Annotated in this window: 29 protein-coding genes and 2 tRNA genes; 14 read left to right on the forward strand and 17 right to left on the reverse strand. The window is 68.1% G+C overall.

From position 1 onward, the window contains the following. Positions 1-9 precede the first annotated feature (9 nt). A complete protein-coding gene (locus ACWF0M_RS32810) occupies positions 10-699 on the reverse strand; it encodes a hypothetical protein (protein ID WP_452239621.1) in 690 nt (229 codons plus the stop codon). Positions 700-812: 113 nt separating this feature from the next. On the opposite strand from ACWF0M_RS32810, the gene ACWF0M_RS32815 reads away from it, so the two are divergent. Continuing rightward, complete coding sequence (locus ACWF0M_RS32815; protein WP_452239622.1) at positions 813-1,394, forward strand: TetR/AcrR family transcriptional regulator; 582 nt, start codon at positions 813-815, stop codon at positions 1,392-1,394. A gap of 104 nt (positions 1,395-1,498) precedes the next feature. On the opposite strand, the gene ACWF0M_RS32820 is transcribed toward ACWF0M_RS32815, so the two are convergent. The 10 genes from ACWF0M_RS32820 to ACWF0M_RS32865 form a co-directional block, all read right to left on the reverse strand. Then, the gene (locus ACWF0M_RS32820) at positions 1,499-2,020 is read right to left on the reverse strand and encodes a hypothetical protein (protein ID WP_452239623.1); all 522 of its coding nucleotides are present in this window, start codon (positions 2,018-2,020) and stop codon (positions 1,499-1,501) included. A 91-nt stretch (positions 2,021-2,111) separates the two neighbouring features. Next, on the reverse strand, positions 2,112-3,128 hold the full coding sequence (locus ACWF0M_RS32825) for a Fic family protein (protein ID WP_452239624.1): 1,017 nt from the start codon (positions 3,126-3,128) through the stop codon (positions 2,112-2,114). A gap of 327 nt (positions 3,129-3,455) precedes the next feature. Then, a tRNA-Ala gene (locus ACWF0M_RS32830) sits at positions 3,456-3,528 on the reverse strand. A 73-nt stretch (positions 3,529-3,601) separates the two neighbouring features. Then, on the reverse strand, positions 3,602-4,420 hold the full coding sequence (gene sepX / locus ACWF0M_RS32835) for a divisome protein SepX/GlpR (RefSeq protein WP_452239625.1): 819 nt from the start codon (positions 4,418-4,420) through the stop codon (positions 3,602-3,604). A gap of 97 nt (positions 4,421-4,517) precedes the next feature. After that, positions 4,518-5,135 carry a GNAT family N-acetyltransferase gene (locus ACWF0M_RS32840; protein WP_452239626.1) on the reverse strand — a complete coding sequence of 206 codons (618 nt, stop codon included), beginning with the start codon at positions 5,133-5,135 and terminating at the stop codon, positions 4,518-4,520. After that, positions 5,135-5,623 (reverse strand): MogA/MoaB family molybdenum cofactor biosynthesis protein, encoded by a 489-nt coding sequence (locus tag ACWF0M_RS32845; protein ID WP_452239627.1) that lies wholly within the window; start codon positions 5,621-5,623, stop codon positions 5,135-5,137. Before ACWF0M_RS32845 ends, ACWF0M_RS32840 begins: the two co-directional genes overlap by 1 nt. Next, positions 5,620-6,138, reverse strand: coding sequence for a cyclic pyranopterin monophosphate synthase MoaC (gene moaC, locus ACWF0M_RS32850; protein ID WP_452239628.1), 519 nt, complete (start codon positions 6,136-6,138; stop codon positions 5,620-5,622). Before moaC ends, ACWF0M_RS32845 begins: the two co-directional genes overlap by 4 nt. After that, the gene (glp, locus tag ACWF0M_RS32855; RefSeq protein ID WP_452239629.1) at positions 6,135-7,361 is read right to left on the reverse strand and encodes a molybdotransferase-like divisome protein Glp; all 1,227 of its coding nucleotides are present in this window, start codon (positions 7,359-7,361) and stop codon (positions 6,135-6,137) included. Before glp ends, moaC begins: the two co-directional genes overlap by 4 nt. A 77-nt stretch (positions 7,362-7,438) precedes the next feature. Further along, positions 7,439-7,912 carry an N-acetyltransferase family protein gene (locus tag ACWF0M_RS32860; protein ID WP_452239630.1) on the reverse strand — a complete coding sequence of 158 codons (474 nt, stop codon included), beginning with the start codon at positions 7,910-7,912 and terminating at the stop codon, positions 7,439-7,441. 2 nt (positions 7,913-7,914) lie between these two features. Beyond that, complete coding sequence (locus ACWF0M_RS32865; RefSeq protein WP_452239631.1) at positions 7,915-9,300, reverse strand: UTP--glucose-1-phosphate uridylyltransferase; 1,386 nt, start codon at positions 9,298-9,300, stop codon at positions 7,915-7,917. A 65-nt stretch (positions 9,301-9,365) separates the two neighbouring features. Here ACWF0M_RS32865 and ACWF0M_RS32870 point away from each other — a divergent pair, with 65 nt between their 5' ends. Both ACWF0M_RS32870 and ACWF0M_RS32875 read left to right on the forward strand, forming a co-directional pair. Continuing rightward, positions 9,366-9,926, forward strand: a complete 561-nt coding sequence (locus ACWF0M_RS32870) for a 5-formyltetrahydrofolate cyclo-ligase (protein ID WP_452239632.1) — start codon at positions 9,366-9,368, stop codon at positions 9,924-9,926. Between the two features lie 21 nt (positions 9,927-9,947). Further along, positions 9,948-11,012, forward strand: coding sequence for a serine hydrolase domain-containing protein (locus ACWF0M_RS32875; RefSeq protein WP_452239633.1), 1,065 nt, complete (start codon positions 9,948-9,950; stop codon positions 11,010-11,012). A gap of 3 nt (positions 11,013-11,015) precedes the next feature. Here the strand turns inward: ACWF0M_RS32875 and ACWF0M_RS32880 are convergent, their stop codons facing one another. After that, positions 11,016-13,556 (reverse strand): penicillin acylase family protein, encoded by a 2,541-nt coding sequence (locus tag ACWF0M_RS32880; RefSeq protein ID WP_452239634.1) that lies wholly within the window; start codon positions 13,554-13,556, stop codon positions 11,016-11,018. Positions 13,557-13,743: 187 nt separating this feature from the next. Here ACWF0M_RS32880 and ACWF0M_RS32885 point away from each other — a divergent pair, with 187 nt between their 5' ends. From ACWF0M_RS32885 to mscL, 3 genes are all read left to right on the forward strand, one after another. After that, positions 13,744-14,094, forward strand: a complete 351-nt coding sequence (locus ACWF0M_RS32885; RefSeq protein ID WP_452239635.1) for an FmdB family zinc ribbon protein — start codon at positions 13,744-13,746, stop codon at positions 14,092-14,094. Between the two features lie 59 nt (positions 14,095-14,153). Next, a complete protein-coding gene (locus tag ACWF0M_RS32890) occupies positions 14,154-14,771 on the forward strand; it encodes an SAF domain-containing protein (RefSeq protein WP_452239636.1) in 618 nt (205 codons plus the stop codon). A gap of 116 nt (positions 14,772-14,887) precedes the next feature. Then, a complete protein-coding gene (mscL, locus tag ACWF0M_RS32895; protein WP_452239637.1) occupies positions 14,888-15,277 on the forward strand; it encodes a large conductance mechanosensitive channel protein MscL in 390 nt (129 codons plus the stop codon). 23 nt (positions 15,278-15,300) lie between these two features. Here mscL and ACWF0M_RS32900 read toward each other — a convergent pair whose 3' ends face one another. From ACWF0M_RS32900 to ACWF0M_RS32910, 3 genes are read right to left on the reverse strand one after another with little or no spacing between them, the layout of a single operon-like run. Next, positions 15,301-15,813, reverse strand: coding sequence for a GNAT family N-acetyltransferase (locus ACWF0M_RS32900; RefSeq protein WP_452239638.1), 513 nt, complete (start codon positions 15,811-15,813; stop codon positions 15,301-15,303). Between the two features lie 4 nt (positions 15,814-15,817). Further along, positions 15,818-16,468 carry a hypothetical protein gene (locus ACWF0M_RS32905; protein WP_452239639.1) on the reverse strand — a complete coding sequence of 217 codons (651 nt, stop codon included), beginning with the start codon at positions 16,466-16,468 and terminating at the stop codon, positions 15,818-15,820. Further along, entirely contained in the window at positions 16,465-16,605 is a 141-nt protein-coding gene (locus tag ACWF0M_RS32910) for a hypothetical protein (protein WP_452239640.1), read from the reverse strand. The genes ACWF0M_RS32905 and ACWF0M_RS32910 overlap by 4 nt, the downstream gene beginning before the upstream one ends. Before the next feature lie 228 nt (positions 16,606-16,833). Between ACWF0M_RS32910 and ACWF0M_RS32915 the strand changes: the two genes are divergently transcribed. From ACWF0M_RS32915 to ACWF0M_RS32940, 6 genes are all read left to right on the forward strand, one after another. Beyond that, entirely contained in the window at positions 16,834-17,436 is a 603-nt protein-coding gene (locus ACWF0M_RS32915) for a hypothetical protein (RefSeq protein WP_452239641.1), read from the forward strand. A 141-nt stretch (positions 17,437-17,577) separates the two neighbouring features. After that, the gene (locus ACWF0M_RS32920; protein WP_452239642.1) at positions 17,578-18,759 is read left to right on the forward strand and encodes an alpha/beta fold hydrolase; all 1,182 of its coding nucleotides are present in this window, start codon (positions 17,578-17,580) and stop codon (positions 18,757-18,759) included. 39 nt (positions 18,760-18,798) lie between these two features. Further along, entirely contained in the window at positions 18,799-19,311 is a 513-nt protein-coding gene (locus ACWF0M_RS32925; protein WP_452239643.1) for a SigE family RNA polymerase sigma factor, read from the forward strand. After that, positions 19,308-19,913: an META domain-containing protein gene (locus ACWF0M_RS32930; protein ID WP_452239644.1), complete on the forward strand. Its 606-nt coding sequence runs from the start codon at positions 19,308-19,310 to the stop codon at positions 19,911-19,913. Before ACWF0M_RS32925 ends, ACWF0M_RS32930 begins: the two co-directional genes overlap by 4 nt. Positions 19,914-20,006: 93 nt before the next feature. Then, entirely contained in the window at positions 20,007-21,296 is a 1,290-nt protein-coding gene (locus ACWF0M_RS32935) for a hypothetical protein (protein ID WP_452239645.1), read from the forward strand. A 36-nt stretch (positions 21,297-21,332) separates the two neighbouring features. Next, positions 21,333-21,405, forward strand: a tRNA-Arg gene (locus ACWF0M_RS32940). Positions 21,406-21,574: 169 nt separating this feature from the next. Here ACWF0M_RS32940 and ACWF0M_RS32945 read toward each other — a convergent pair. Then, on the reverse strand, positions 21,575-22,171 hold the full coding sequence (locus ACWF0M_RS32945) for a CGNR zinc finger domain-containing protein (RefSeq protein ID WP_452239646.1): 597 nt from the start codon (positions 22,169-22,171) through the stop codon (positions 21,575-21,577). An 81-nt stretch (positions 22,172-22,252) separates the two neighbouring features. On the opposite strand from ACWF0M_RS32945, the gene ACWF0M_RS32950 reads away from it, so the two are divergent. Then, positions 22,253-23,653, forward strand: coding sequence for an MFS transporter (locus ACWF0M_RS32950; protein WP_452239647.1), 1,401 nt, complete (start codon positions 22,253-22,255; stop codon positions 23,651-23,653). Between the two features lie 287 nt (positions 23,654-23,940). Then, complete coding sequence (gene smpB / locus ACWF0M_RS32955) at positions 23,941-24,420, forward strand: SsrA-binding protein SmpB (RefSeq protein ID WP_452239648.1); 480 nt, start codon at positions 23,941-23,943, stop codon at positions 24,418-24,420. On the opposite strand, the gene ACWF0M_RS32960 is transcribed toward smpB, so the two are convergent. Beyond that, positions 24,417-24,965 carry an AAA family ATPase gene (locus tag ACWF0M_RS32960; RefSeq protein ID WP_452239649.1) on the reverse strand — a complete coding sequence of 183 codons (549 nt, stop codon included), beginning with the start codon at positions 24,963-24,965 and terminating at the stop codon, positions 24,417-24,419. The genes smpB and ACWF0M_RS32960 overlap by 4 nt on opposite strands. Between the last annotated feature and the right edge of the window lie 17 nt (positions 24,966-24,982).

Raw genomic sequence — 24,982 nt, forward strand, 5'->3', positions numbered from 1 at the left:
GGGGAGGGGTCAGGCGGCTGCCGGGGCTGACGCTCGAGCCGCGGCAGGGTTGGTGCCGACGCGGCGCGCACTGCGGAAGACGCTGATGCCGACAGCGAGCGTCCAGAGGCTCCAGAGTGCGCCCATGCTGGCCGTCGTACCCCAGCCCTGGACTGCATAGAAGTTCGACGGGTCGTCGTTGGAATAGATCGCCGGGACGAACGCCAGGTTGATCGCGGCCAGCACGAACGCGGACCGGCCGACCCACTTGGGCAGCAGCCGGAGCCGGACGACGACAATGCCGAGCGCGATCAGCAGCAGCGCCATCAGCAGCCGGGAGATGAGTCCCTGCATCAGGTACTGCGCTCCTGCGAACGGACCCTCCCGGGTGGTGTCGATGTCATGGTCGACGACGATCGCGGCGCCCGCCTCCATGGACTGCGGGACGAACACCATCGCCACCCAGAGCAGCCCGGCCGCCTGGATCACGCCGGCGATCCAGTCCGACGCGACGTCGACCTGGTGGATCAGTTGGCGCAGACCGGTGAAGAACAGGATGTAGAAGATGCAGCCGACAACCCCGATCAGGCTGCGCGTCAGGATGTTCCAGTCCGGCGGGGCGCCGGAGTAGAGGAAGTACAGCGGTACCTGCACCACGATCAGCGCTCCGGCGACGATCCCGAACAGACCGGCGTACCGACGAACCGATGTCTCGGACATGAGGTGACCCTTCTCTGGCGAGTTGACGAGACGTCTCGTCTCATGACGAGACGGTAGGTCTCGCCTCAAGACCCTGTCAAGACACAACGTCTCGTCTCGTGTAAACTCGGTTCATGGCGAACCCCGACCCCGACCGTCGCAGCGAGCGCGCCCGCCGGGCGATCCTGGACGCGGCCCTGGAGCTGTGCAGCGAGCAGACGTACGCCCGCCTGACCATGGAAGGCATCGCCAAACGCGCCGGCGTCGGCAAGCAGACCATCTACCGCTGGTGGCCGTCGAAGGCCGCGATCCTGCTGGAAGCCATCGAAGAGAGCGGCCGCCACACCCTGGTCTTCCCTGACACCGGCGACCTGGAAGCCGACCTCCGCACGCAGATGACCCAGGTCGCCGCGGCCTTCTCCAACCCGCGGTTCGCCGCCTACAGCAAAGGCCTGATTGCCGCCGCCCAAAGCGACCCCGACATCGCCGAGGCAGTAGTCACCGCGATCATCCGGCCCCGGGTCGACCTCTGCGTCACCCGCCTGAAACACGCCCAGCAATCCGGCCAGATCCGCCCGGACGTGGAGCTCGAGGACCTGGTGGAGCTCCTCTACGCACCCCTCTACTACCGCCTGCTCCTCCACACCCGCCCGGTCTCGCCCGCCCAGGTCGACACGATCCTCCACCTCGCACTAGCCGGCGCCCGCGCGAACTGACGCACGCACCGCGGGTCGGAGATTTCACAACCGTTTCTACCCGCCGGCCTCTTCAGAGGAGCTGACTCCTTCGCCGCCTGGATCGAGCCGCGGCAGCGGACCGCTCAGACGGGCAGCTCGAACTGCCTCGTCTCAGGATCAAACATTGCAGCCCGATTGGCCGCATCTTGGACGCTCCGCCGAGCGGCCAGAAGGAAGAACATGTTCGACACGAAGTTGAGCGCGGCTCGCCCTTCTGGGTAGTCGGTTGGCGCGACGTAGTGCCCCACTCCGGCAGCCTCGAAAGCTGCCGCAAACGCTGGCGAGCCAGTCAGGCAACCAAGGCTGATCACCGTCTTGCCCTCCAGCCGCGCTACCTCTTGTAGCTCCACTGCGCTGAGAGGAGCCTCGTCGGCCACATGGATCCCAGCGTCTCCTCCATGACAGGACAAGACGATCGTGTCATCGGTGCGGATGCTGCCGGCAAGCAGCATCAACAACTCCTTGCGCGACCCGACCCAATGCACCGTCACTCGGTAGTTGAAGCCCTCCAGGAGTGTTCGGATCGCCATTGCCTCGAGCACGTCGCCGACCGAAACGACTGTCACGTCTTCCTTCGCCAGAAAAGGGACCTCATGGTCCGGCATCTACTGGCCCTCTCAGTTGGCAACTTCGAATGCTTCGCGGATATCGTCCGGGATGGGACATCGGCGCGCCTGTCCAGCGGAGGCTAGGAACTCAGCTTCGCCGACTGGACGTCCGCACGTGCTTGTTTTTCTGGTAGTCGGCGACCCACTTCTTCGAGCTCAGCCAAGTCCCGTTATCCGACTTCTGAGCCCGTAGCCGACCGCGCTCTGCCGCTGCGCGGAGTGCGGTGACAGTAACACCAGCCTTTTCGTCAACCAGGCTCGCCAACGGCACGAGACGGGCTGGGCCTGCGACCGCCGGAACGACGAACTTGTAGAGGTTGTTGGTGACTGCGCGGGCTATGAGCTCGCCCATCGGGCCGCAGTCGCCCTTGTCAGCTTTACGCATCGCGTCGAGGTACTTCGTGCGTTCGTTCTTGAACACAATCGCCGGCGGGTAGCCGAGTCGTACCAGGAGCAGGTTGAGAAGCAGTCGGCCAGTGCGGCCGTTCCCGTCGAGGAAGGGATGGATCTTCTCGAAGTCGTTATGCACCTTCGCGAGGCGTTCGGGGAACGCAATGTCGCTGGACTCCCGGAGCATGTTCACGTCCTTGACCCAGTAGGTCATCAGGTGGTCGACCTCCGGGAACGAAGGTGGCGTCATCCCGTCGGGGAACGGTTGGATGTTGTGCTGCCGCCAGTTGCCGGGCGCCTCGGCAGGGGTCGCATGCTGGTGGGGCGCCACGTTCCAGACCGGGGTCATCGCCTCGTAGTGAATCGTGCGGACTTCCTGTGTGCTGAGCAGATCACCGGTAGTCCAGTCGCCGGGTTCCAGTGCCTGGCCGTATACCCACTTGGCCGCGGCGCCGTAGCCCACGACCTCCATGTACTCCTTGAGTTCCTTAGACCCGACCGCACGGCCCTCGTCAAGCAGTTTGCGCACCTCGTTGAGGACGAGTGTGTTGCCCTCAAGAGCCGTGGAGTGATGTGCCTCCTGATGCCACAGCTCGTCCCAGATTTCCTCCGCCTCCGCAGGGCTTGGGAGGCCTCCCAGCCGGGTACGGAGGTCGTCGATCGCTTCCTCGAGCCGGTCGTAGATCGTCTGCCGTGACGGCCGTCCGCGTGCCACGAGTAACGCTGCCTTCCGGTCGAGCTGCAGTGGAAGTTGTCGTACCTGCCCGCAGATAAGTCAAACACAACAACTTCGTCGAGCCTACAGGAAGTTGTTGAGCTTGACGGTGAAGAAATAGAACACAACAACTACCTGACTGCCCAACCCAACCCCGCAGGCGAGCCGACTGCCCAACCCGACCCACGGAGCCGAGCGAAGCGAAGGCGCAGGGGGGTGCGGGTGGCGGAGCCCCCGCAACGCGGCGAGCGAAGCGAAGTCGCACAAATGACGAAGGCGAGGCGGTCAGCGCAGGAACTGCGCGACACACCTCGCCCATCGGCTTCGTGGAGCTGAGGGGATTCGAACCCCTGGCCTCTTCGTTGCGAACGAAGCGCGCTACCAACTGCGCCACAGCCCCAAAGCTGGTCGTCTGGTTTCCCTGGCGACCGCGAAACTCTAACACGGACAGGCCCGCAGACTAAAACCGGTTATCAGTCGCCGACGGCCCGCTTCACCTCGACTTCTTCGACCGGCTGGGGGGCCGGAGTTTCGGCGGCTGCGGGCTTCTCGGACGGGTCCGTCGTACGGGCGCTGGAGAAGACTGCGTCGTCGGTGAGGGAGATGGTCCGGACCGTGCGGTCGGGCGCCTTTTCCTTCATGACGTACGTCGGAAGCGTGACCGGCACCGGGTCCCACAGGCCTTCGGTGGCGGGGGTTTCCTTCTTCGCTGCGGCAGGCGTCGGAGCAGGTGCGGCGGGGAGCTTGACCTCGATGGTCATCTCCTCGTCGGGTGACGGCGCCGGCTTGCCGGCCGGGCCCCGGTCGTGGCGGGCTTGGGCGCGGGCTCGACGTTCGGCCGCGGTCTGCGTCCGCGTGCGGGCTTGCCGACGCAGCTGTACTCGGGTGAGGACGACGAAGCCGGCGATCAGCGTGCCCGGGATCGCGACTGTCCACCACGGCAGCATCGCCAGACCGGCGAGCGCTACGACGGACAGCAATGAAAGGGTCAGGATCGACAGCACCCGCCGACGGCGCATGGCGGCCACCCGGCGGGCTCGGTTGGGGACGTACCGCTTGGGTGGCGACGAATCGGCGGACGAATCGGCGGACGAGGCGTCGGCGGCGGTGGATGCGGCCGGGCGTACGACGTATTTGGCTCGCGACGAGTCACGGGACAGAACGCGCGCTTCGGCGGACGACGGCACCATCGGGCGGCGCCGCGCTTCGTCGCCTCGCTTCAGCCACATCGGGACGAGGTAGGCGGCCCACGCGGCGACGATCGCCACATAGATCAGCCCTGTCGTCCCCATGCGACGACGCTAAGGTGCGGATAGGGCCAGATGAGGTACGTGGGACGGTGTGTCGCAAGAAGACTCGTGTGACTGATGTGAATAGCACGCAGGGTAGTCATTTCAATCGCGCTACGAGACCGGGCCCGACCTCTTCGACATTGAGGGCGAAGATGCGGTGATCGCGCCAGTCGCCGTCGATGTGCAGGAACCGTGGGCGCTCGCCTTCGAACCGGAAGCCGAGCTTCTCGACGACTCGCAGACTTGCCTTGTTCTCCGGGCGGATCGCGACTTCGATCCTGTGCAGGCCAAGGGTGAACCAGCAGTGGTCGGCGGCCATCGCGACTGCGGTCGGCACGATGCCGCGACCGGCGTACTGCTCGTCGACCCAGTAGCCGAGGTTCGCCCAGCGCGCCGATCCGTAGGTGATCCCGGACACGGTGAGCTGTCCGACCAGGGGCCATTTCGATCGCGCGCCGGCGCCCGCCGCGCCGCCGTACGTGATGACGAACGGCAGCATCCGTCCGAACCGCGCCTGCCGGTTCCAGTCGCGGGCCATCGCGCGGAACGTCCGCGCTCCGTCCTCCGCACCAGGCGGCTGGGTCGCGTCCCAAGGTCGTAGCCAGCTGACGTTCCGCTGGCGCGCGGCGGCCCACTCGCTGCCGTCGCCGGCCCGCAGCGGCCGCAACCCGACCTGCCCGTGCTTCAGCTCCACAGGCCATTGCACGACCGCCATCAGTCGACGTCCGTTCGCACGTGGTCCCCACCGTGCACTTGCTCGACCGCATGTCGCAAGAGCGGCTCCAGTACGGCGAGACCGTCCTTCACACCGCCTCGCGAACCAGGCAGGTTGACGATGACCGTCGTACCCGCGACGCCGGCCAGGCCGCGTGACAGCGCAGCCGTCGGTACGCCGTTCGCAACGCCGTACGCCCGGATGGCTTCAGCGATCCCCGGCACGACCTTCGACAGCACGGCCGCCGTCTGCTCAGGTGTCTCGTCAGTCGGCGAGATCCCCGTACCACCTGTCGTCAGCACGACGTCGTACGACGCCTCGACCGCTGCACGTAGCGCCTCCCCTACAGGCGCACCGTCCGGGACCACCTGAGGTCCTGAGACGTCAAAGCCCCATTCAGTCAGCCGCGACGCGATCAGCGGACCTGTGGTGTCGGTGTACACCCCGGCGGCCGCCCGGTTGGAGACGCTGACGACGAGAGCCCTCACGTCCGCTCCCAGTGCCCGGTCTTGCCGCCCTCTTTCAGCTCCACCCGTACATCGGTCAGCACTGCGGCCGGATCCAGCGCCTTCACCATGTCGATGACTGCCAGCCCGGCGACGGCTACCGCGGTCAACGCCTCCATCTCGACACCGGTCCGGTCGGTGGTCTTCACCTGGGCCTGGATCAGTACGGCGTCGTCGGCAACCTCCAGATCGACCTTGGCCCCGGTGATCGCGATCGGATGGCACAACGGAACCAGATCCGGCGTCCGCTTCGCGCCCATGATCCCCGCGATCCGGGCGACGCCGAGCGCATCCCCCTTCGGTACGCCGTCACCGCGCAACGCCGTCACCACCTCGGCCGAGACCAGAACCTTGCCGCTGGCAACGGCCCGCCGGACCGTGGTGTCCTTCGCGGATACGTCCACCATCCGCGCAGCCCCGGTCTCGTCGACGTGCGTCAGCCCACCGGGTCCCGGCGTACCGGCGCCGGTGGTCGTCGCGCCCGGGTCCTGCGTCATCCAGTCTCCTCATCCAGAAGCATCAGCTCTACCTGATCGCCGGCCCGGACCGAGGTGACGTCCTCTGGCACCACGATCAGTGCGTTCGCCCGGCTCAACCCGCCGAGCAGGTGCGAGCCGTGCCCGCCGACTGTACTGGCCATCCAGCCCTCGTCGCCGGACGTGGCCGCAGCGCGGACGAACTGCCGCCGTCCCGCGGGCGAGCTGAACCCGTCCAGCGTGACGCCCGGCACCAGGGCGCGCCGGTACGGCATCTGCCCCATCATCTTGCGCAGCGCGGGCCGGACGAAGACCTCGAACGAGATGTACGCCGAGACCGGGTTGCCGGGCAGCGTGAAGATCGGCACCTCGTCCTCACCGATGACGCCGAACCCCTGCGGCTTGCCCGGCTGCATCGCGACCTGCGGGAAGTCCACTGTGCCGAGTTTGGAGAGCTCCTCCTTCACGATGTCGTACGCGCCCATGCTGACGCCGCCGGTGGTGATGACCAGGTCGGCCCGCACCAACTGGTCGGACAGCGTGTCCATGATCCGCTTGGGGTCGTCGTCGACGATGCCGACGCGGTACACCACCGCCCCGGCGTCCCGCGCGCACGCCGCCAGCGTGTAGCTGTTCGAGTCGTAGATCTGCCCGTCTCCCAGCCGGCTCCCCGGCTCCCGCAGCTCGGCCCCGGTCGAGATCACCACGACCCGTGGTCGCGGCCGCGCCTTCACCCTGGCCCGCCCGACCGCGGCGAGTACGGCGATCTGCCGCGGACCGAGGACCGTTTCGCTGTCGAGGACCTGCGCCCCGGCCGTCACGTCCTCCCCCGCGAGCCGCACCGATCCACCGAGGGGCGGCTGCTGCGTGATCCGCACGGTGACCGTCCCGCCGTCGGTCCACTCGACCGGCACCACACTGTCCGCCCCACGCGGCATCGGTGCACCGGTCATGATCCGCACGCAGGTCCCGGGGGTCACCACGATCGGCTCGCTGCGCCCGGCCCGGAACTCCCCGACCACCGGCAGGCTGATCGGGTTCTCGTCCGAGGCCCCGGCCAGGTCGCCCGCCTGGACGGCGTACCCGTCCATGGCGGAGTTGTCGAACCCCGGCAGGCTCACCCCCGAGACGATGTCCTCGCAGAGCACCAGCCCGACCGCGTCCATCAACGGCTGGTCGAACGCCGGTAGGGCCGCCACCCGTCCGAGTACGACCTCTAGATGCTCATCCACACTCCGTCTCACGAGCTCGACCCTAATCCACCCATCCGTGGTTTCAGCGCCAAGTTCCGGGAGGGTGCGTGAAGAAGTCCGGTTGAGTTCTAGGTGGGGTCCGATTCGGGGTGGTTGCCCCAGACCATCCGGACGTCCGGGGCGTGTTCCTCGTTGGCCGAGCCGTCGGTACGGCGTACCTCGCGGAAGTCGTGCCGCCGGTAGAAGGCCTGCGCGCGGGTGTTGGTCTGGAAGGTCCACAACGCCAGACCGCCGGGGCGGAGGTCCTTGGCGAGGTCGACGAGGGAGGAGCCGATGCCCTGACCGGCCGCGTCCGGAGCGACGTACAGCTGGTCGAGGTCGTCGCCGTCGAGGGTGAGGACCGCGACGATCCGGCCGTCGTCGAGGGCGACCCAGGTCTGCGCGTCCGGCAGCAGTACGTCGGCGAACCACTTGGCAACCTGCTCCGCCGTGTGGATCGCGGGCGGCAGCTGGGAGTCCTCGGTGTGCCGTGAGCGCCACCAGACCGCAGCGGCCTCGTCCGTGTCGAACGGCTCCAGCGGCCGGACGAGCAGATCGCCCACGCTCAACGCAGCTCGGTCCCGTCCGGTATCACCCGGCGCTCACCGTCCGGCGCCGTCACCTCGACGTCCCCGACGACGACCACGTCCTTGCCGAAGGCAACATCGCCGCGAACCGCCAGCCGGTCGGCCCGGACCAGGGACGGCGACCCGGCCGGGAACCGGGCGTCGAAGTCGGCGAGGATCTTGAAGTACTCCGGGTCCAGGTCGACGTACGGCTCGTCGCCCTCGTGCGTCGTGGTCAGGTCGCCGCTCTCGTCGAGCTCGTACACGTCCGAGCGCAGCACCAGCAGGTCGTTCGTCGTCTTCACCGGCTTGAACCGGCTGCGGTCCACGATCACCGCCTGCGACCCGTCGAAGGTCTCGATCGCGGTCCCCATCCCGGTCTCCAGCTGGATCACCTTCGGCGACGACGGGTCGGCCGGGTCGACGGTCTTGCGGTTCACCAGGATCGGCAGCCCGAGGATCCCGTCGTGCCCGTCCATCAGCTCGGCGAGCCGGTCCAGGTCGATCCACAGGTTGTTGGTGTTGAACATCCGGTGCCGCGTGACGTCCTGGAAGTACTGCGTGTCCTCGTCGGCCACCTGGGCGCTGTCCCGCAGGATCAGCCGCCCGTCGGACTTCCGCACCGCGACGTGCCCGCCCTTGCGGTCGGACCGCGTCCGCCGGCAGACCTCCATCCCGAACGGTACGTCGTGCTCGGCCATCCAGGCAGCGATCCGCGGGTCCGGGGTGGCGCCGAGGTTGTCCGCGTTCGAGATGAACGCGTGCCGGAAACCGTGCTCGCGCAGCGCGTCGAGGGTGCCCGAGGCAACCAACGCGGTGAACAGGTCGCCGTGCCCGGGCGGGCACCAGGCGAGCTCCGGGTCCGGCTCCCACTCGGCCGGCGTCAGGTCGTCGGCGAGCAGCTTCGGCTCCATGTTCTGCAGGAAGTCGAGCGGCAGGCCGTCCACCGCGAGCCCGTCGTACTCGCTGAGGATCTGCAGCGACTCGGTCTTGGTGCGGAACGAGTTCATCAGCACCAGCGGCAGCGGTACGTCGTACGCGCGCCGGGTGCTCAGGATCTGGCGGGCGATGATGTCCAGGAAGCTCAGCCCGTCCTTGACCGGCAGCGCGGACTTCGGGCCGGTGACGCCCATCGACGTACCGAGGCCGCCGTTGAGTTTGATCACCACCGTCTCGGCCAGCGCGGCCCGCATCGCCTCGGGGTCGGTGTCGAGGTGGTCCAGGTGTGGCAGGTCGCCCACCGGCTCGATGTCGTCCTCGCGGATCTTCCCTTGCTGCCCTGACTCGAGCAGCCGGTAGTAGTGCGTGAAGACGCGTATTGCAACGTCGGCAGCACCTGCCGCGCGCATCTTCTCTTGCGCTTGTCTGAGACCCACCTCACCCATGCACCAACCCTAGGGGACGGCAGGTAATCCCAGTGTTGCGCGCGTCACGCTCTTACGATCGATGCGTGTTCCAGACGAAGGCCGTGGCGCGGCAGCACTTCCTGGAGGCGCGCGGGCTGCGGCCGCACGCGGACGGACTGCTGGCGAGCGCCCAACAGGTGCTGCCCGAGGTGTACCGCGTCGCTCTCTACGTGTCGATGGGCCTTGAGCCGCAGACCGGTGCACTGATCGACTGGCTGCTCGCGACACACCGAGAGGTGCTGTTACCGATCCTGTACGCCGACAACGACCTGGGCTGGGGTGTCGCACCCGGCGCAGCCGACCTGGTGCCTGGCCGGCTCGGCCTGTCCGAGCCGCCGACCGACCTGGGCTCCGACGCGATCGCTACCGCCGATCTGGTCATCTGCCCGGCCCTGGCGGTCACGCACGACGGCGTACGCCTCGGCCGCGGCGGCGGCTCGTATGACCGTGCGCTCGCCCGCGTCCGCCCCGGTACGCCGGTCTGGGCCGCCGTGTACGACACGGAGATCGTCGACGCACTGCCTTGCGACGCCCACGACAAGCTGGTGGACGCCGCGCTGACGCCAAGTCGCTTGATCCCGCTGCGAGGATCGGGGGATGACTGAGACCGCTGGTGGAGTGGGCTGATGCTGCAGACGTATGTCGACACCGGCGTTGTCGCCGGCCTGATCAGCCTGCTGAGCCGTGGTGACGAGACACGGGTCGAGGTGCTCGGCAGAACGGCGTACGACGGGCCGGAGCTGCAGCGGGACAGCCTGTTCCGGATCGCGTCGTTCACGAAGCCGATCGTCGCGGCCGCGACCATGATCCTGGTCGACGAGCTGCGGCTGTCCCTTGACACTCCAGTCGCGGATGTACTGCCGGAGCTGGCGCACCCCGTCGTACTGCGGGAGCCCGACGGGCCCATCGACGACACAGTCCCTGCGGACCGGGCGATCACGACACGCGACCTCCTCACGTTTCGGCTCGGGCTGGGTGAGTCGGACAACCCAGCGCTGCGGCAGCGTGAGGAAGAGCTGCAGGTACGAACGTTCGGACCACCTGTTCCGCGGACCCCGCTCGAACCGGATGAGTGGATCAGACGGCTCGGGACGCTGCCGCTGCAGTACCAGCCGGGTGAGCGCTGGCTGTACTCGACGGGCTCGCATGTGCTCGGCGTACTCATCGCACGCGTCTCCGGCCAGCCGTTGGAGGAGTTCCTGCGCGAGCGGATCTTCGAGCCGCTGGGGATGCGCGACACCGGGTTCACCGCGGTGGATCCGGCTCGGCTGACCACGGCGTACGTCGGCGACGATCTGCTGGATGCTGCGGCGGAGAGCCAATGGCTGACGCCACCGTCGTTCCCGGACGCGAGCGGTGGACTCATCTCGACCGTCGACGACTTCCACGCGTTCACGCGCATGCTGCTCGCCGGCGGCGACGGTCTGCTGTCGCCGGCTGCGGTCGCCGAGATGACGACCGATCAGCTCACGCCGGAGCAGCGGGCCGCCGCCGTCGGGTTCCTCGGACCGGACACCGGATGGGGCTACGGGGTGTCCGTCGGCGGTGGCCGGTACGGCTGGGCGGGTGGCCTGGGCACGCTGTGGTCGACCACGCCGGCCGACGGGACCATCTCGATCCTGATGACCCAGCGGGCGCTCTGGACCTGGCCGGACGAACTGTTCGCCGAGTCCGTGGCGCCCGCCTGGTGACTTCTACCGGTCCGGCTTGGTGAACGTCAGGGAGTGTTTGCGGGTCGCCTCCACAGCACCCTTGGTGTAGGCCCACTGGAGGGTTTCGCCCTTGACCCACAGCTCGGTCTGATCGGTGTAGTTCGACGAGAACGCGTGTCCGGACACACCGGTCAGGTTGACCCAGCGGGACTTGTCGAAGTCCGACAGGTCGACCACCATCCGCATCGACGGGGTCGCCGTCACGTCGTACCCCTCCGCGGCATCCCAGGCGGTGGCGTCGACGATCGACGTACCGCCGCCCAGCTCGTAGGGACCGCGGTTGAAGATCTTCTCGACCGGTCCGATCCCGGACTTACCCAGTGTCTGGTTGGTCAACGTCAGCTTGTGCAGCCGGCCCCACTGCCAGTTGGCCGGCTCCCGCGCCATCTTCTGGGTGATCTCGGTCCGCGCGTTGACCAGGGCCTCGCGGAGGATGTCGTCCCGGCTCTCCCGTTGCGGCGTACCGATGTCGTCCCACCAGCCGCTGTTCTGCTGGCCGATCAGCGTGTGGATCACCTCGAACCAGCGTGAGCCGCCATCCGGCCAGGTGCCTTCCGGGAGCTGGTCGTGGAAGGTCAGCGCGAGCAGGTTGCGCCAGACCACGTTGAAGTACGCCGCAGCTGCCGAGTCCGGTGGCTGGGTGAAGTCCCAGTTCCGCAGGACGTCCTGACCCTGCTTGTCGAACGCGTCGTTGATGCTGATCCGCAGCAGGTACGGCACCAGCATCTCGGCGGCCTTGCTCTTGGTGTCCAGTTGGATCGAAGCCATCGCGTTCGCGTCCAGCTTCCCGGCCGCCTTGATCCGGTCGAGGATCTGCTGCGAGCGGTAGCCGTAGTCCCAGGAGTTCGTCAGGTAGTACGTGTACATGTTCGGCACGACCGCCTGGTTGGCCGTGACGATGATGCCGTCCGGTGGGTCGAACTCGGTCGGCAACGCGTCGAAGGGGACGTACCCCTTCCAGTAGTACTTCGGATCCCAGCCGGGGACCGGCCAGTCGCCGCGGCCGGTGGCACGGATCGGGATCAGTCCGGGCGCCTGGTAGCCGATGTGGCCGTCGGTGTCGGCGTACACCAGGTTCTGCGAGGGCACCTGGAACTGCTGCGCGGCGGCACGGAACTGGGTCCAGTTCTGTGCGGTGTTGATCGCGAACAGCGCGTCCGCGGTCCGGCCCGGGGTCAGCGCGGTCCACTGCAGCGCAACGCCGTACGCCGTCGGGTACTTCGCCTGCGCCGCAGCGGACTCACCCACCTTGCGCTGGTCCTCGTCGACGTCCGAGATGAGCGGACCGTGCCGGGTCTCGCGGACGGTGATCTTCACCGGCTCGTCCTGGCCGGCCACCTTGAACGTCTCCTCGCGGGTGGCCATCGCGCGCCACTTGTTGTTGTAGAGGACGTTGTTGCCCTCGATCCGCTCCAGGTACAGGTCCTGGACGTCCGGGTCGAGGTTGGTGAAGCCCCAGGAGATCGCGTTGTTGTGGCCGATCACCACACCGGGCAGGCCGGAGAAGCTGAAGCCGGAGACGTCGAACGGGCACGCCTTGCCGACGTTGTTGCAGTGCAGGCCGACCTGCGACCAGATACCCGGCATGCTCGCGCCGAGATGCGGGTCGTTGGCCAGCAGCGGCTTGCCGGTCGTGGTGTGGTCACCGGAGACCACCCAGGAGTTCGACCCGACACCATCGCCCTGACCGAGCAGCTCCGGCAGGCCCTTGGCGACCTTCTGCACCGAGTCCAGGGACTTGAGCAGGTCCTGGGTGAGCATGCTCCGCCGGAGCTCCGCGCTGACCGGCGTGGTGGTGAACTTGCCGTCCTTGCCGATCGAGCCGGCGGACAGGATCGGCTGGTTCCGGTCGTACGGGTACTGCGGGTAGAGGCTCTCGACGTTGCGCGCCGGCATCGCGGCCAGCAGCTTCGTCCGGTCGACCTCCTCGTCCAGGTTGCCGCCCAGGTCCCACGCCATCGCCTTCAGCCAGGACAACGAGTCGGCCGCGGTCCACGGCTCCGGCGTGTAGTTCTTCGGCCCGCCGGGCTGGAGGGACAGGACGCCGTACTCCAGGCTGAGGCCGGAGCCGCTGTGCGTGGAGAGGTACGCGTTGACGCCGCGGGCGTAGTCGTCGAGGTACTGCCGGGTGGTCGGGCTGAGCAGCGGCAGCTCCTTCTCCGCCACCCGCCGCCAGCCGAGCGTCCGGACGAACTTGTCGGTCTCGAGCGCGGTCTTGCCGAACAGCTCGGTCAACCGGCCGGACGTGACGTGCCGGCGGAAGTCCATCTCGAAGAACCGGTCCTGCGCGTGCACGTAGCCCTGCGCCGCGAACAGGTCGGCCGGGGTGTCGGCGTAGATCTGCGGGATGCCGTTGGCGTCCCGGACCACGCTGACCTCGGCGTCCAGGCCGTTCAGGTCGATTGTTCCGTCGTACGTCGGGAACGAGTGGCGGACGACGAAGACGACGGTACCGGCGATCACCAGGAGGACCGTGGCGAGGGCGATTCCGCTGATGACGACGACTCGAAGCAGGCGTGGCACGGACCAACCGTAGAGAATCCCCCCGTCCACCCCAAATGGGGTCCCTCACAACTTTGCGTTGCTCTGCGTCAGCTGGACAGGGACGCAGAGTTGAGGTAGGCAGGGGCGGGTTTGGAATACTTCGGCCCGCTGGCGCATTATTAGCAGTCGGGTAGTAGGAGTGCCAGCGGCTTGAAGGGAACCGACCGTGCCGACGTACCAGTACCAGTGCACCGACTGTGGCGAAGCGCTAGAGGTGCGCCAGAGCTTTACGGACGACGCTCTGACCGTGTGCCCGAACTGCCAGGGGAACCTGCGCAAGGTCTTCAACGCCGTGGGCGTCGTGTTCAAGGGTTCCGGTTTCTACCGGAACGACAGCCGGTCGTCCGGCAAGAGCTCGGTGCCGGCCAAGTCCGAGTCGTCTTCTGGCTCGTCCTCGTCGGGCTCCGCGTCCTCCGGCTCGTCCTCCAACGGCTCCTCCGGGTCGTCGTCGTCCTCGGATTCGTCGTCCTCGGGTTCGTCCTCGAGCAGCTCGTCCAAGGGCACCAGCGCGGCCTGACCGCGCACCCTGTGGATAACTGAAGGGCGGCTGCCGGCGAAACTCGTATCTTCTCCGGCATGAAAATCCCTTCCCTGCTTCGTGACCTGATTCGCGCCGCCCGGTGGCACCGTCGGCTCCTGGCCGGCGTCGCCGCCGCGGCCGCCGTGTACTTCGGACTACTCGCCCTCTCCCCCGCGCCGCCCCCGACGGTCGCGGTCCTCGCCGCCGCACGCGATCTCGCGGGCGGCGTCGCGCCGACGCGCGACGATCTACGGACCGTCAACCTGCCGCCCGGGTCCGTGCCCGCCGGTGCGCTCAGACCTGGCAGTGAACTGACGACCCGCGTGCTCAGCGGACCGGTCAGAGCCGGCGAACCACTCACCGACGCCAGGTTCCTGGCACCACCCGCCGTGCCTTCCGGCTCGCTCGCCTACCCGTTCCGCGTCGACGACGCCGACATCACCGCGCTCCTCCGGGTCGGCGACCGCATCAACCTGTACGCCGCCGACAGCACGACCGGCGGCACCGCGAGTCAGCTCGCCCGCGCCGTGCCCGTAGTCGCCCTGCCGGCGCCTCGATCGGCCACGTCCGGCGCGCTGATCGTGGTCGCGACCACACCGGAAGTCGCGACCCGACTGGCCCAGGCCAGTTCGAACTCTCGGATCACCGTGGCCCTGACGCCGGACACGAGCTGATCACTCCTCGGGATTGTGTCGGCACGATGCGTCGTGGACCGGCGCGGTCGCTCGCCCTGACGGAAGTGCGGCCCTACGTTGTCCGGGTACAACCACCCGCTTCGTGGAGGCACCACATGCTCAAGGGCTTCAAGGAATTCATCATGCGCGGCAACGTCGTCGACCTCGCGGTCGCCGTCGTCATCGGCGGAGCGTTCGGAAGGATCGTCGACGGGATCGTCAAAGGGCTGATCAACCCGCTGATCGCGGCGATCTTCGGCAAGACAGACCTCACCGGTGTCGGGAACTTCACGATCAACGACGCGAAGTTCTCGATCGGCCTGGTCCTCGACTCCGCACTGGGCTTCCTGTTCGTCGCCGCGGCCGTGTACTTCTTCATCGTGATGCCGCTGAACAAACTGGCCGAGCGCCGCAAGCGGGGCCAGGAGCCCGAGCCGGACCCGCTGACCGCCGACCAGGAACTGCTGACCGAGATCCGGGACCTGCTGCGCACCCGCCAGTCATAACTGCCGGCAGGTGGGCGTAAACCTCAGCCTCTGAGCTCGCCGGCGCCCGCCTGCTCACCGGCATAACGCATCCAGCGGTACGGGACCGGCTGGCCGTCGTTCCACTCCTCCATCAAGGCGGCGGGGACGTCGACGAAGCCACTGCGGTGGTAGGCCCGGATGGCCGGAGCGTTCTCCGGACGGACCCGCACGAACACCTCCGAGTACCCGGCATCCAGCGCCGGCCCGAGCAGTGCCCGCACGAGTTCACCACCGACCCCACGACCACGGACCTTCGGGTCCACGATGATCCGGGCGAGTTCGACCTCGTCCTCCTCGTCGTCGAGCCAGACCTCGCCGTAGCCGACCGGCCGATCGCCGTCGAACAGCAGATAGGAGTGGATGTCCGAGTCGACCGTCCGCCAACTCGTCCGCAGTTCCTCCGGGAACGGGTAGACCACCCGCCCGGACAGCAATGCCACTTCCTTCGCGTTCGCGGCCCAGTCCGCGACCTGCACGCCGTACCCGTCGTCGAAGCCCCGAAGCTCCACGCTCATCCCCCTAGTTGACGAACTCCACCATCGTTCGCACCAGCTGATCCAGGTACGGCGGGCCGTTGTTCGTACTGAAGGCGGGCGTCGGCGGTTCGGGACACCCGGCCAGCTCACAACTCCCCCGGATCGATCGCAGCAAGGCGTCGACCGTCTTCCGCTGATGCGACGGATTCTCCGGTACCGAAGGCAGGACCGCCACCCGAATTCGTGTCAGCGACACCACGTCTGCATCCGATACGCCCCGCAGGATGCCGCCCGCGAGCAGTTCGTCCGCGGCCGCCGGCGGGCACCCGCGACTCACCATCGCGGCGTGAGCGCGCCCGTTCGCGGCGGCGTCGTCGCCGGTCGCGGGCCACGCCAGAAGGAGGCGGTCGACCAGCTCCGGAAACCTCAACGCCAGCAGGACCGCGACCGTACATCCATTGGAGGCCCCAACGATTCTTACCGGTCCGGAACGTTTCGCCAGCTGTTCACCGAGCACCGCGACCTCGACGTCCCACGCACTGGCTCGCCGCGGCCGGTCAGGCGCCAGCAACTCGATGCCTTCGGGCGCGAGCGCCGCGGACAGGCCGTCGGTGACACCCGTCGTACCCCAGAACGCGTCCGCGTCCATTGCATCCCACAGGCCGCCGTGGACGAGGAAGACCGATGCGGTCATCCGTGGTGCGGGGGGACCTCGTTCAGGATGCGATCGTCGTCGTCGCTGCCGAGGTCGTTGTCACCCCAGGTCCGCGGGTCGTCGTCGCGGGTCTGCTCCGGCAACAGCGGCTCGTCGTCTTCGTACGGGCTCGTCATACCTCCAGACTACCGACTCGGCGGGGTTCTCCCAGGGTCTGTACCAGTAGATCGGCCGCCGCACGGAGGAGCGGGGGCGACCAGCGCGTGCGCGTTACAGCTGTGCGACGGTTGGGGTTCGATCCGGCGGCATGACCGGATAGACGCAGCCCCGTGATGTTCCGGCACGCGCGGTGTGACCCCGTTCCACCATCATGGTGGACCTTGCCAACCCGGAAGGACCGAGTCGTGAGTGCACAACGGACACGGGGCCTGATCGGTGCGACGCTTGTCGTGGCTGTCCTCGGAGTTGCCGCCGCCTGCGGCACCGAGGACGCCTCGTCCCCGCCCGCCGCCCAGCCCACCCAGACCCCGACCACCCCGTCGCCCACCCCGTCAGCGACCCCCAGCGGTACGCCGAGCATGGACTGCCCCGAGACCATCACGGCCGTCCGCGCCGCCACCGACAAGGCGGTGTGGGGCCAGGGAGCGGCCACCTCGAAGTTCAACCCCGTCAGCGTGACGATCTGCCAGTACGACGCGCAGGCGACCGGGCCGAACTACGCGACGATCACCACCAAGCGCACGGGCAAGCAGGCGACCGACCTGTTCGCCCTGGTCAACGCGGCGAAACCCGTCGCGAAGAAGCCGAGCATGTGCACCAAGGAGCTCGGGCCCACGTACGTGCTGCGGTTCACCGACAACGACCGCGGCGTCCTTTCGTTCACCGCTGAAGCCTTCGGCTGCCACCGTCTGGTGGCGACCTCGCTGGAAGGCCAGGGCAAGCCCGGTGCGCTGCCCGCGCCGCGCCAGGTGACCGCCGAGCTGACGAAGTCGCTCGGCCTGCGCTGACCCTGCGCCGGACGCGCACCCCGAAGCCGTCCGAAGTGGGGTCAATCCGCGCCTGCCTTGCGGGTCCCTTTCGAGGTCGACCCGCGAGGCAGGTTGCGGCGGTCGCCGCGGGTGCCGCACCCTCGCCCTGAGGGAGGGCGCATGCGAACGATCCGGCTGCTGTGCGCACTCGCCCTCGCCAGCACCGCCTGCACCGCCTGCACCGCCTGCTCGACTCCGGCAGCGGACAACACCTCTTGCACGCCGGGCTTCACCTGCACGACCCTGCATGTCCCGCTCGACCGGCAACGCCCGGACGGCCCGTCACTCGACCTGGCCGTCATCGCCGCCGACAACGTCGACGCGTCCCGCGGTGTCCTCCTGCTGCTCACCGGCGGCCCGGGTCAGCCCGGTGTACCGCTTCTCCCGGGCCTGCGTCGCAACGTGCACCCGGATGTGCTGCGCGAGTACCGGCTCGTCATGTTCGACCAGCGCGGCACAGGTCCTGACGGCATCAATTGCCCTTCCCTGCAAGAGACTGTGGGCGGTTCGGACTTTCTGACGCCGCCTGCCACGGCTGTGGACGAGTGCGCCGCGCACATCGGGTCCGGCGTCGGGTACTACGGAACGCCTGACACCGTCGACGACATCGAGCAGCTGCGCCAGTACCTCAAGGTCGACCGGCTCACGCTCGACGGGACGTCGTACGGCAGCTTCACTGCAGTGCAGTACGGGCTGAAGTACCCCGACAAGGTGCAGGCGCTCGTGCTGGACTCCGTCGTACCGCACAAGGGATTCGACCCGATGGGTGTGGACCTGATGGGCGCGAGCGCCGGCGTACTCGAGGCCGCCTGCGGACAGGATCCCGCGTGCACGACGGATCCGGTCGCGGACCTGGCGTGGCTGGTGCAGCACGGCGTCAGCGGCACGGACCTGATGGAGACGCTGTCGGTCACGAGCCTCAACTCGGTCAACCCGTCCCTCAGCGGAATCCCGGCCATCCTGCACTCCGCACGCGGCGGAGACGACCGCGGGCTGAAGGAGCTGTTCCAGCGGACCACCAGCAAAGGCCTGACCTACGACACCCCTCTCCGCAGGCCTCCACATGGCGACGCTCTGCTCGGACCTCCGCCTGCACGGGAGCAACGACCTGTTCTGCCCGCTCGACTGGGCCAGGTGGGAGGACGCGCACGCACGCGACGCCGAGCTGGTCGTCGTACCGGGAAGCGGTCACAGCGTGCAGCGCGACCGCCGTGGGCAGCAGACGGTCCGGGAGTTCCTGCTTCACTAGAGATCGAACTGTGCGCGAATGGTTGCAGCACGTGGGCGGCTGGATGCGTCTAATAGGTGTGAGGAGTTGTACGCCCAGCCAGGGAGTGGCGAGTGGAGTTCGAGGAGTACGTGTCCGCCCGTGGACAGGAACTGGTGCGGCTCGGGTTCACGGTCTCCGGCGATTACCAGCGTGCGGAGGACCTGGCGCAGATCGCGCTGATGCAGGCCTTCCGCTCCTGGCGGAAGGTGCGCAACGCGGACGATCCGCATCACTACGTCCGCCGGATCCTGGTGAACGAGTACTTGTCGATGACCCGTCGGCGCTCGTTCACGGAAGCGCCGACGGCCGACCTCGACCCGCAACGCACCGTGCCCGACCACGCCACGCATGTCGCCAACTCCGACGACCTGTGGCGTGCACTGGCGACGCTGTCCGCCCGGGAACGGGTCGTTCTGGTCCTGCGCTACTACCAGGACCTGGACGACCAGACGATCGCCGACGTGCTCGGCATCAAACCGTCCTCCGTGCGTGCGACCGCGAGCCGGGCGCTCGCCTCGCTCCGCCGGCGGCCGGCCTATTCAGGGGCCGGCGACTCCAACCGTGTTGATGAGAGGTTGTCGTGAGCAACACCGATCTCGAGGATGACCTGCGAGGTACCTTCGAACGCGCTGCGGCCTCGGTCCCGGAGGCCGTGGACCTGACCGAGCGCGCCACCACGGGCGCCCGTCGCGTGCAGCGGCGTACCTGGATCGTCTCCGGCGCTGCCGCCGTCGCGGTGGCCGCGATCGCCGTCGCCGCATTCGGGCTGGCCGGGTCGCGGAACCATCCGACGCAGCCGCCGGTCGCCACCGGGCAGGCATCGGCCTCGGCGTCGGTGACGCCACAGGTGGTCTCGACCCAGACCGTGGCCGGCACGTGGCGGCCGATGCAGATGGTCGGCGCGAAGACGCTCAAGGCCCCACGGCCGGATGACCCGGTGCTGGTGTTCAAGCCGGACGGCACGTGGACGGGCTCGGACGGCTGCAACGGGCTGCAGGGGACGTACAGCATCGGTCAGCGTGGCGCGTTCAGCGCGACGTCCGGTCCGCAGCACCTGATCGGCTGCGAGAACGTGCCGCACACCGGCGTACTGCACGCCGCGAAGCGGATCGCGATCAGCGGCGACACGCTGCAGTTCTTCGGCGCCGACGGGCGTCAACTTGCGAGTTACGCTCGCGCACGGTAGTCGAATCTGTTCGCGGACGGTGACCAGGTCTTGACGGAACGGAGTCCTTGAACGGACTATCTAGTGGTTTGGTCCACCGATCTGGGGAGCTTCGTGCGACTCTCTGTCACCGTCCCGCTGGTCACACTCGGCTCCATCTCACTCTTCGCAGTCGCTCTCACCGCACCCTCCTCGGGCGCGGCGACGGCTGCCACGGCGTGCTCGCACGCGCAGCCGAGTATGAGCTCGACCGAGGCGACGCGGCTGACGCAGCCGACGTCCGCGTCCGACGCGCGACCGCTCGGTGAGTCACTCGGCGACGGCATCTCCGCCGCGGTCAGTTCCCTCGAACCACTCGACGCGACCGGCCGTCCAACCTCCGGTCTGCCGTACGGCCTGAGCCAGGGCGTCATTGGCGTGGTCGGCTCGGCCACGACCGGCTACAAGGTGGTTGTGGACTCCGCGAAGCTGGACGCGAAGAAGTACCAGTCCGCGATGGCCCGCAACCTGCCCGCGGCCGGCAAGCCGTTGGTGAAGGTGGAGCGCAGCTGTCGCTCGGCCCAGTCGATCGCCGACGCCTGGAACGCAGTCGGCGACCGCTCCTGGTCCTCAGACGCGTCGCGTACGACGTACTCCGCGGACCTCGACCCGGTGAGTGAGAACGTCGTCGTCGAGTACGACCAGGCGACCACCTCCCCCGCGTCGTTGGCCGGGCTCCGCGAGCTGTCCGGCGTACAGCTGGTTGCTGGTTCGCTTGCACGCACGTCTCGGCTGAGCGACACCCCGAAGGGCGGCCACTGGGGCGGTGCGCGGATCACCTCCGCGCTCAAGAACTGCTCCGCCGGCTTCTCTGTCGTACGGCGCTCCAACGGCCAGCGAGGCTCCGTCACCGCGGGCCACTGTGGCGGGCCCGGCACGGTGTGGAAGTCGGGCGCCAACTACTACGGCACCACGACGGTGCGCACGAACTACCCGGACTACGACCAGTCCCTGGTCACCGGCAGCGCGTACGGCGCCAAGATCTGGACCGACGGGCCTGGCGACACCGCCAACACGCGCACCGTCACCGGCGGTGGCGACCCCGGCGTCGGCACCGTGATCTGCCAGTCCGGCAGCTTCAGTACATCGCTCTGCAACCTCACGGTTCGCTCGACGTCGGCAAGGTACTGCGACACCGACGGCTGCACGACGTACGTCATCCGCGCCACCCGCGGCGGTCTGGTCGCCATCGTCGGCGGCGACTCCGGCGGCCCCGTCTACTCCCGCCGCGGCACCAGCTCCGCCACCGTCCGCGGCATCGCCTTCGCCGGCGCCGGCTGCGCCGCCTCCCGCTGCACCACCCTCTACGCCGAACGCTACAAGTCCATCACCGGCCACCTCGGCGTCACCGCCCTGACCGGCTGACCCACCCCCCAACTCCGCTAAGCTGTCCCCGCGTGCGCCCCCGTAGCTCAGGGGATAGAGCGTCGGTTTCCTAAACCGTGCGTCGCAGGTTCGAATCCTGCCGGGGGCACAATGTGATGTCTTGAGACATCAAGGTGTTGAGCCACAACACTGCCGCGGGCACCCACAAAGCTGCACGTCATCCCTGAAGGAGCGGGCGCTCGGTACCGAGGATCTCGGACTACGACCGCGACACCCTCAGATCACCGACCCGTCCTGGGCCACTTCGACCTCTGACATCAGCGCGGGTTCTGTCGGCTCCGGTAGGCTGCGACGCTGGCGCGGTGCGCGCATGTTCGGGTGCAGTACTGCTTCGAGCCGTTGCGCGAGAGGTCAACGAAAGTGGACCGGCAGGTCGGCCCGGCACATACGCCGAGACGTGTCGGGCCGAGCGTGGCGACCACGGAGGCCAGGGCGCTGAGCGTGGTCGCGGCCAGGTGCGCCGAGCAGCTGTCGGTGTCGGAGGTGACCTCGGTCCACCAGCGGTCGTGATCGTGGCGCAGCACGGGAGTGGAGCGGTTGCGGCGAAGACCGTCGTTGATCAGGGCCGCAGCTCCGACCGCGTCGGTGCTCGCTCGTTCGAGAACGCCACGGACCGTCTCGCGCAACGCGCGGACCTCCGCCAGGTCGACGTGGGTGAGACGCCGCCGCGGACCGGTCCCCCGGTCCGTGGCCGAACTCGGAGGCTCGCCCGAGCCGGCCGGGGAATGGTCGTCGATGAAGGCCCGCAGCTGCTCCACCGTCTCGAGCGCGTCCTCTCCCTTGATCGGCTTCAAGGTGTTGGCAAGATCGACGGCCGTCTCGACCGCCGATGAGCTGTAACACGCATCCAGCATTTGACGTGTCTCCTATTTCCTCCGTAACGTGACACCCACGGTAGCAGTCACGTGTCACAACCGACCTGAGTGGAGACGACGATGCCGCAAGAAATCTCGTCCGCAGGGGTCCTGAGCGAAAAATCCACCTACGTCCCGGACGGGCGCCGGCTGGGACTAGTCCTGGGGACGCTGGTGTTACCGCAGTACGTAGCCCTGGGAGCGCCGTCGGTCGCGTTGCCGACGATCGGCCGCGCGCTCGGGGTGCCATTTGGGGCCACCGCATGGATCCTTGCCGCATGGTCGCTGACCTCGGCGCTGGCGATGCCGGTCGCGGGTCGGCTGATGGCCCGGTGGAGCCCCTTGCGGGTGCTCGTCGCCGGCGTCGTGACGCTCGCCGCGGGCTCCGCGCTCGCGACGGTCGGCCCATCGCTGCCGGTCGTGATCGTCGGTCGACTTATCGGTGGAGCCGGGGCGGGTGCGACCGTGATCGCCGTCTTCGCCGTGGCCGCAGCCCTTCCCGGGCGGGAACGGCTACGTGCGTTGGGAATGATCGCTGCCGCCGGCGGGACGGCGTCTGCGTGCGGGACGCTGTTGGGCGGGGCGGTCACCGCGTGCCTGGGGTGGCGTGCCGTGCTCGCGGTCCCGGCCCTTGCATTGCCCCTCCTGCTGGCGGTGTTGGCGGGTGGACGCGTGATCACGCGGATCGGTCGCGGTGAGCGGGACGGCTCGGCCGGGCGGTTCGACGTCGTCGGCGCGGCTGTGCTGTCGGTACTCGCAGGCTCGTTGATCACGTTGTTGCAGGCGCATTCGGTCGGCCTGCCCGCTCCGATGACGCTCGTCGTGGCTGCTGCCGGGACGCTCGCGGCCGTGGGACTATGGCGGCGCTTGCGGCGCTCCCCCGACGGGTTCGTGCCTCGTCGGGTGATCGCGGCCCGCGGGTTCCTGGTGGCCGGGCTCGTCGGCGGGGCGGTCTTCGCCGGGTACTACGGGGTGCTGTTCGTCGCCCCGTCCCTGATCGAGCGGGCCACGGGCGGCGGCGCCCTCGAGGCGGGCGCGCTGCTGGTTCCGGCCGCCGCCTGCTCAGTGCTGGCAGGGCGGCTGGTCGGCGCCTTGACCGACCGATTCACCGCTTGGAATGTGTTGGCCGGGCTTGCGGCATTCACCGTCGTCGGCGTGCTCGTGGTCGGGGAGTTCGGCGGGCCGATCTCGGTTGTCGTCGGCGCGGCGCTGACCGTGTGTGGGTTCGCCGGCGCCCAGGCCGTACTCGTGGGCCTCGCACCGGAACTGGTCGCCAAACGCGACGGCGACACCGCACAGGGCCTGCTCAACTTCATGAGCGTCCTGGGTGGCGGGATTGGTCCGGCTGCTGTCGCGGGCCTGTCCGGCATCGTGTCGGTACCGGTGGCCCTCGCCGTGCTGGCGGCCCTTCCCCTGACCGCACTCGCCCTCAGCCTCAACACGACGAGGGCGGCAAGAAGGGGGCGCATCAGCCGACCTTGAAGTACTGCTGAGATCTCGCCTGCCGCCGACACGGCCAAGGTCATCTCAGTCGCAACGGCGCCACCGACACCGGGGGCCTCGGCGCACGCTCAGCAACTCAGCGCGGGAACACCGGGTAACAAAGACGTGTAGCTCCGAGTCAGCTGTAGTCAAGATCGGTCGAACTGAAGTCGGCTGGTCGAGCCTGGAGAGACGAATATAGGTGGGGCGCGTCGGTTTCCTAACCGTGCGTCGCAGGTTCGAATCCTGCCGGGGGCACTCATCTGGTTGTCGGGCAGAATTGTGGTGTGAAGAAGTCCGAGGCTGAGCCTGTTGTTGCGCGGAATCGGAAGGCTGCTCACGAGTATCACTTGGGTGAGGCGTGGGAGGCGGGGATTGTGTTGCAGGGGCCGGAGGTGAAGGCGCTTCGGGCTGGGCGGGCTTCGTTGGTCGGGGGGTTCGCGATGGTCGAGGAGCGGGAGATCTGGTTGCACGGTGTGCATATCCCGCAGTACTCGCAGTCCCGCTGGTTCGAAGGCGGCTCGCGGCGTAAGCGGAAGTTGTTGCTCCATCGGGCGCAGATCGACAAGATCGAGCGCAAGGTCAACGAGGGTGGTCTGACGATCGTCCCGGTGCGCCTTTATTTCAAGGACGGTCGGGCGAAGGTGGAGATCGTCCTGGCGCGGGGCAAGAAGACCTGGGACAAGCGGCAGACGCTCGCCGAGCGCGAGGCGACCCGGGAGGTCGAGCGTGCGGTCAGCCGCCGTTTGAAGGGTCGGCGGGACTAGGCCTTGAGGTAGAGGTCGACCTCGGGCAGTACGTCGGACAGCGGGCGGTGCATGTCCAGCAGGAGGTAATTGTCCGTGGGGCGCTGGACGCGGTCCAACCACCCGCTGAACAGCGTCTCTCCGTTATCCGGCCGGTCGCCGAGGTCCACCGGCGGAATGGCCACGCCACGACGCTGGCTGCGCAGCCGCGGCCGTCCGGCGAGTCGCTCGTCGACGACGTCGAGATCATGGACCTGACACTCGACGTACCGGTAGGTCGCATGGTGTGCCCTGGCGATTTTCATGCCCTCGTTGAGGATCCGCGGCCAGAAACACGGACTATCGACGACCACGGACCGCCCCTGGCCGAGCACGCTGCGGGTCATCGCGTACAGGACTTCGTACGCCGCCTTCGAGCATCCGGAGATGTCGACGCCGCCATCGAGAACCGCGGTCAGAATCACGTCGTAGTCGACGGCGACCGCACCGTATTCCTCGACGACATGTGCGGCGACGGTGGACTTCCCGGACCCTGGAACACCCGACATCTGCAGCAGGAACGCCACTTTCCAAGCCTCCAAAC

The sequence above is a fragment of the Kribbella sp. NPDC055110 genome (genome assembly GCF_053607525.1).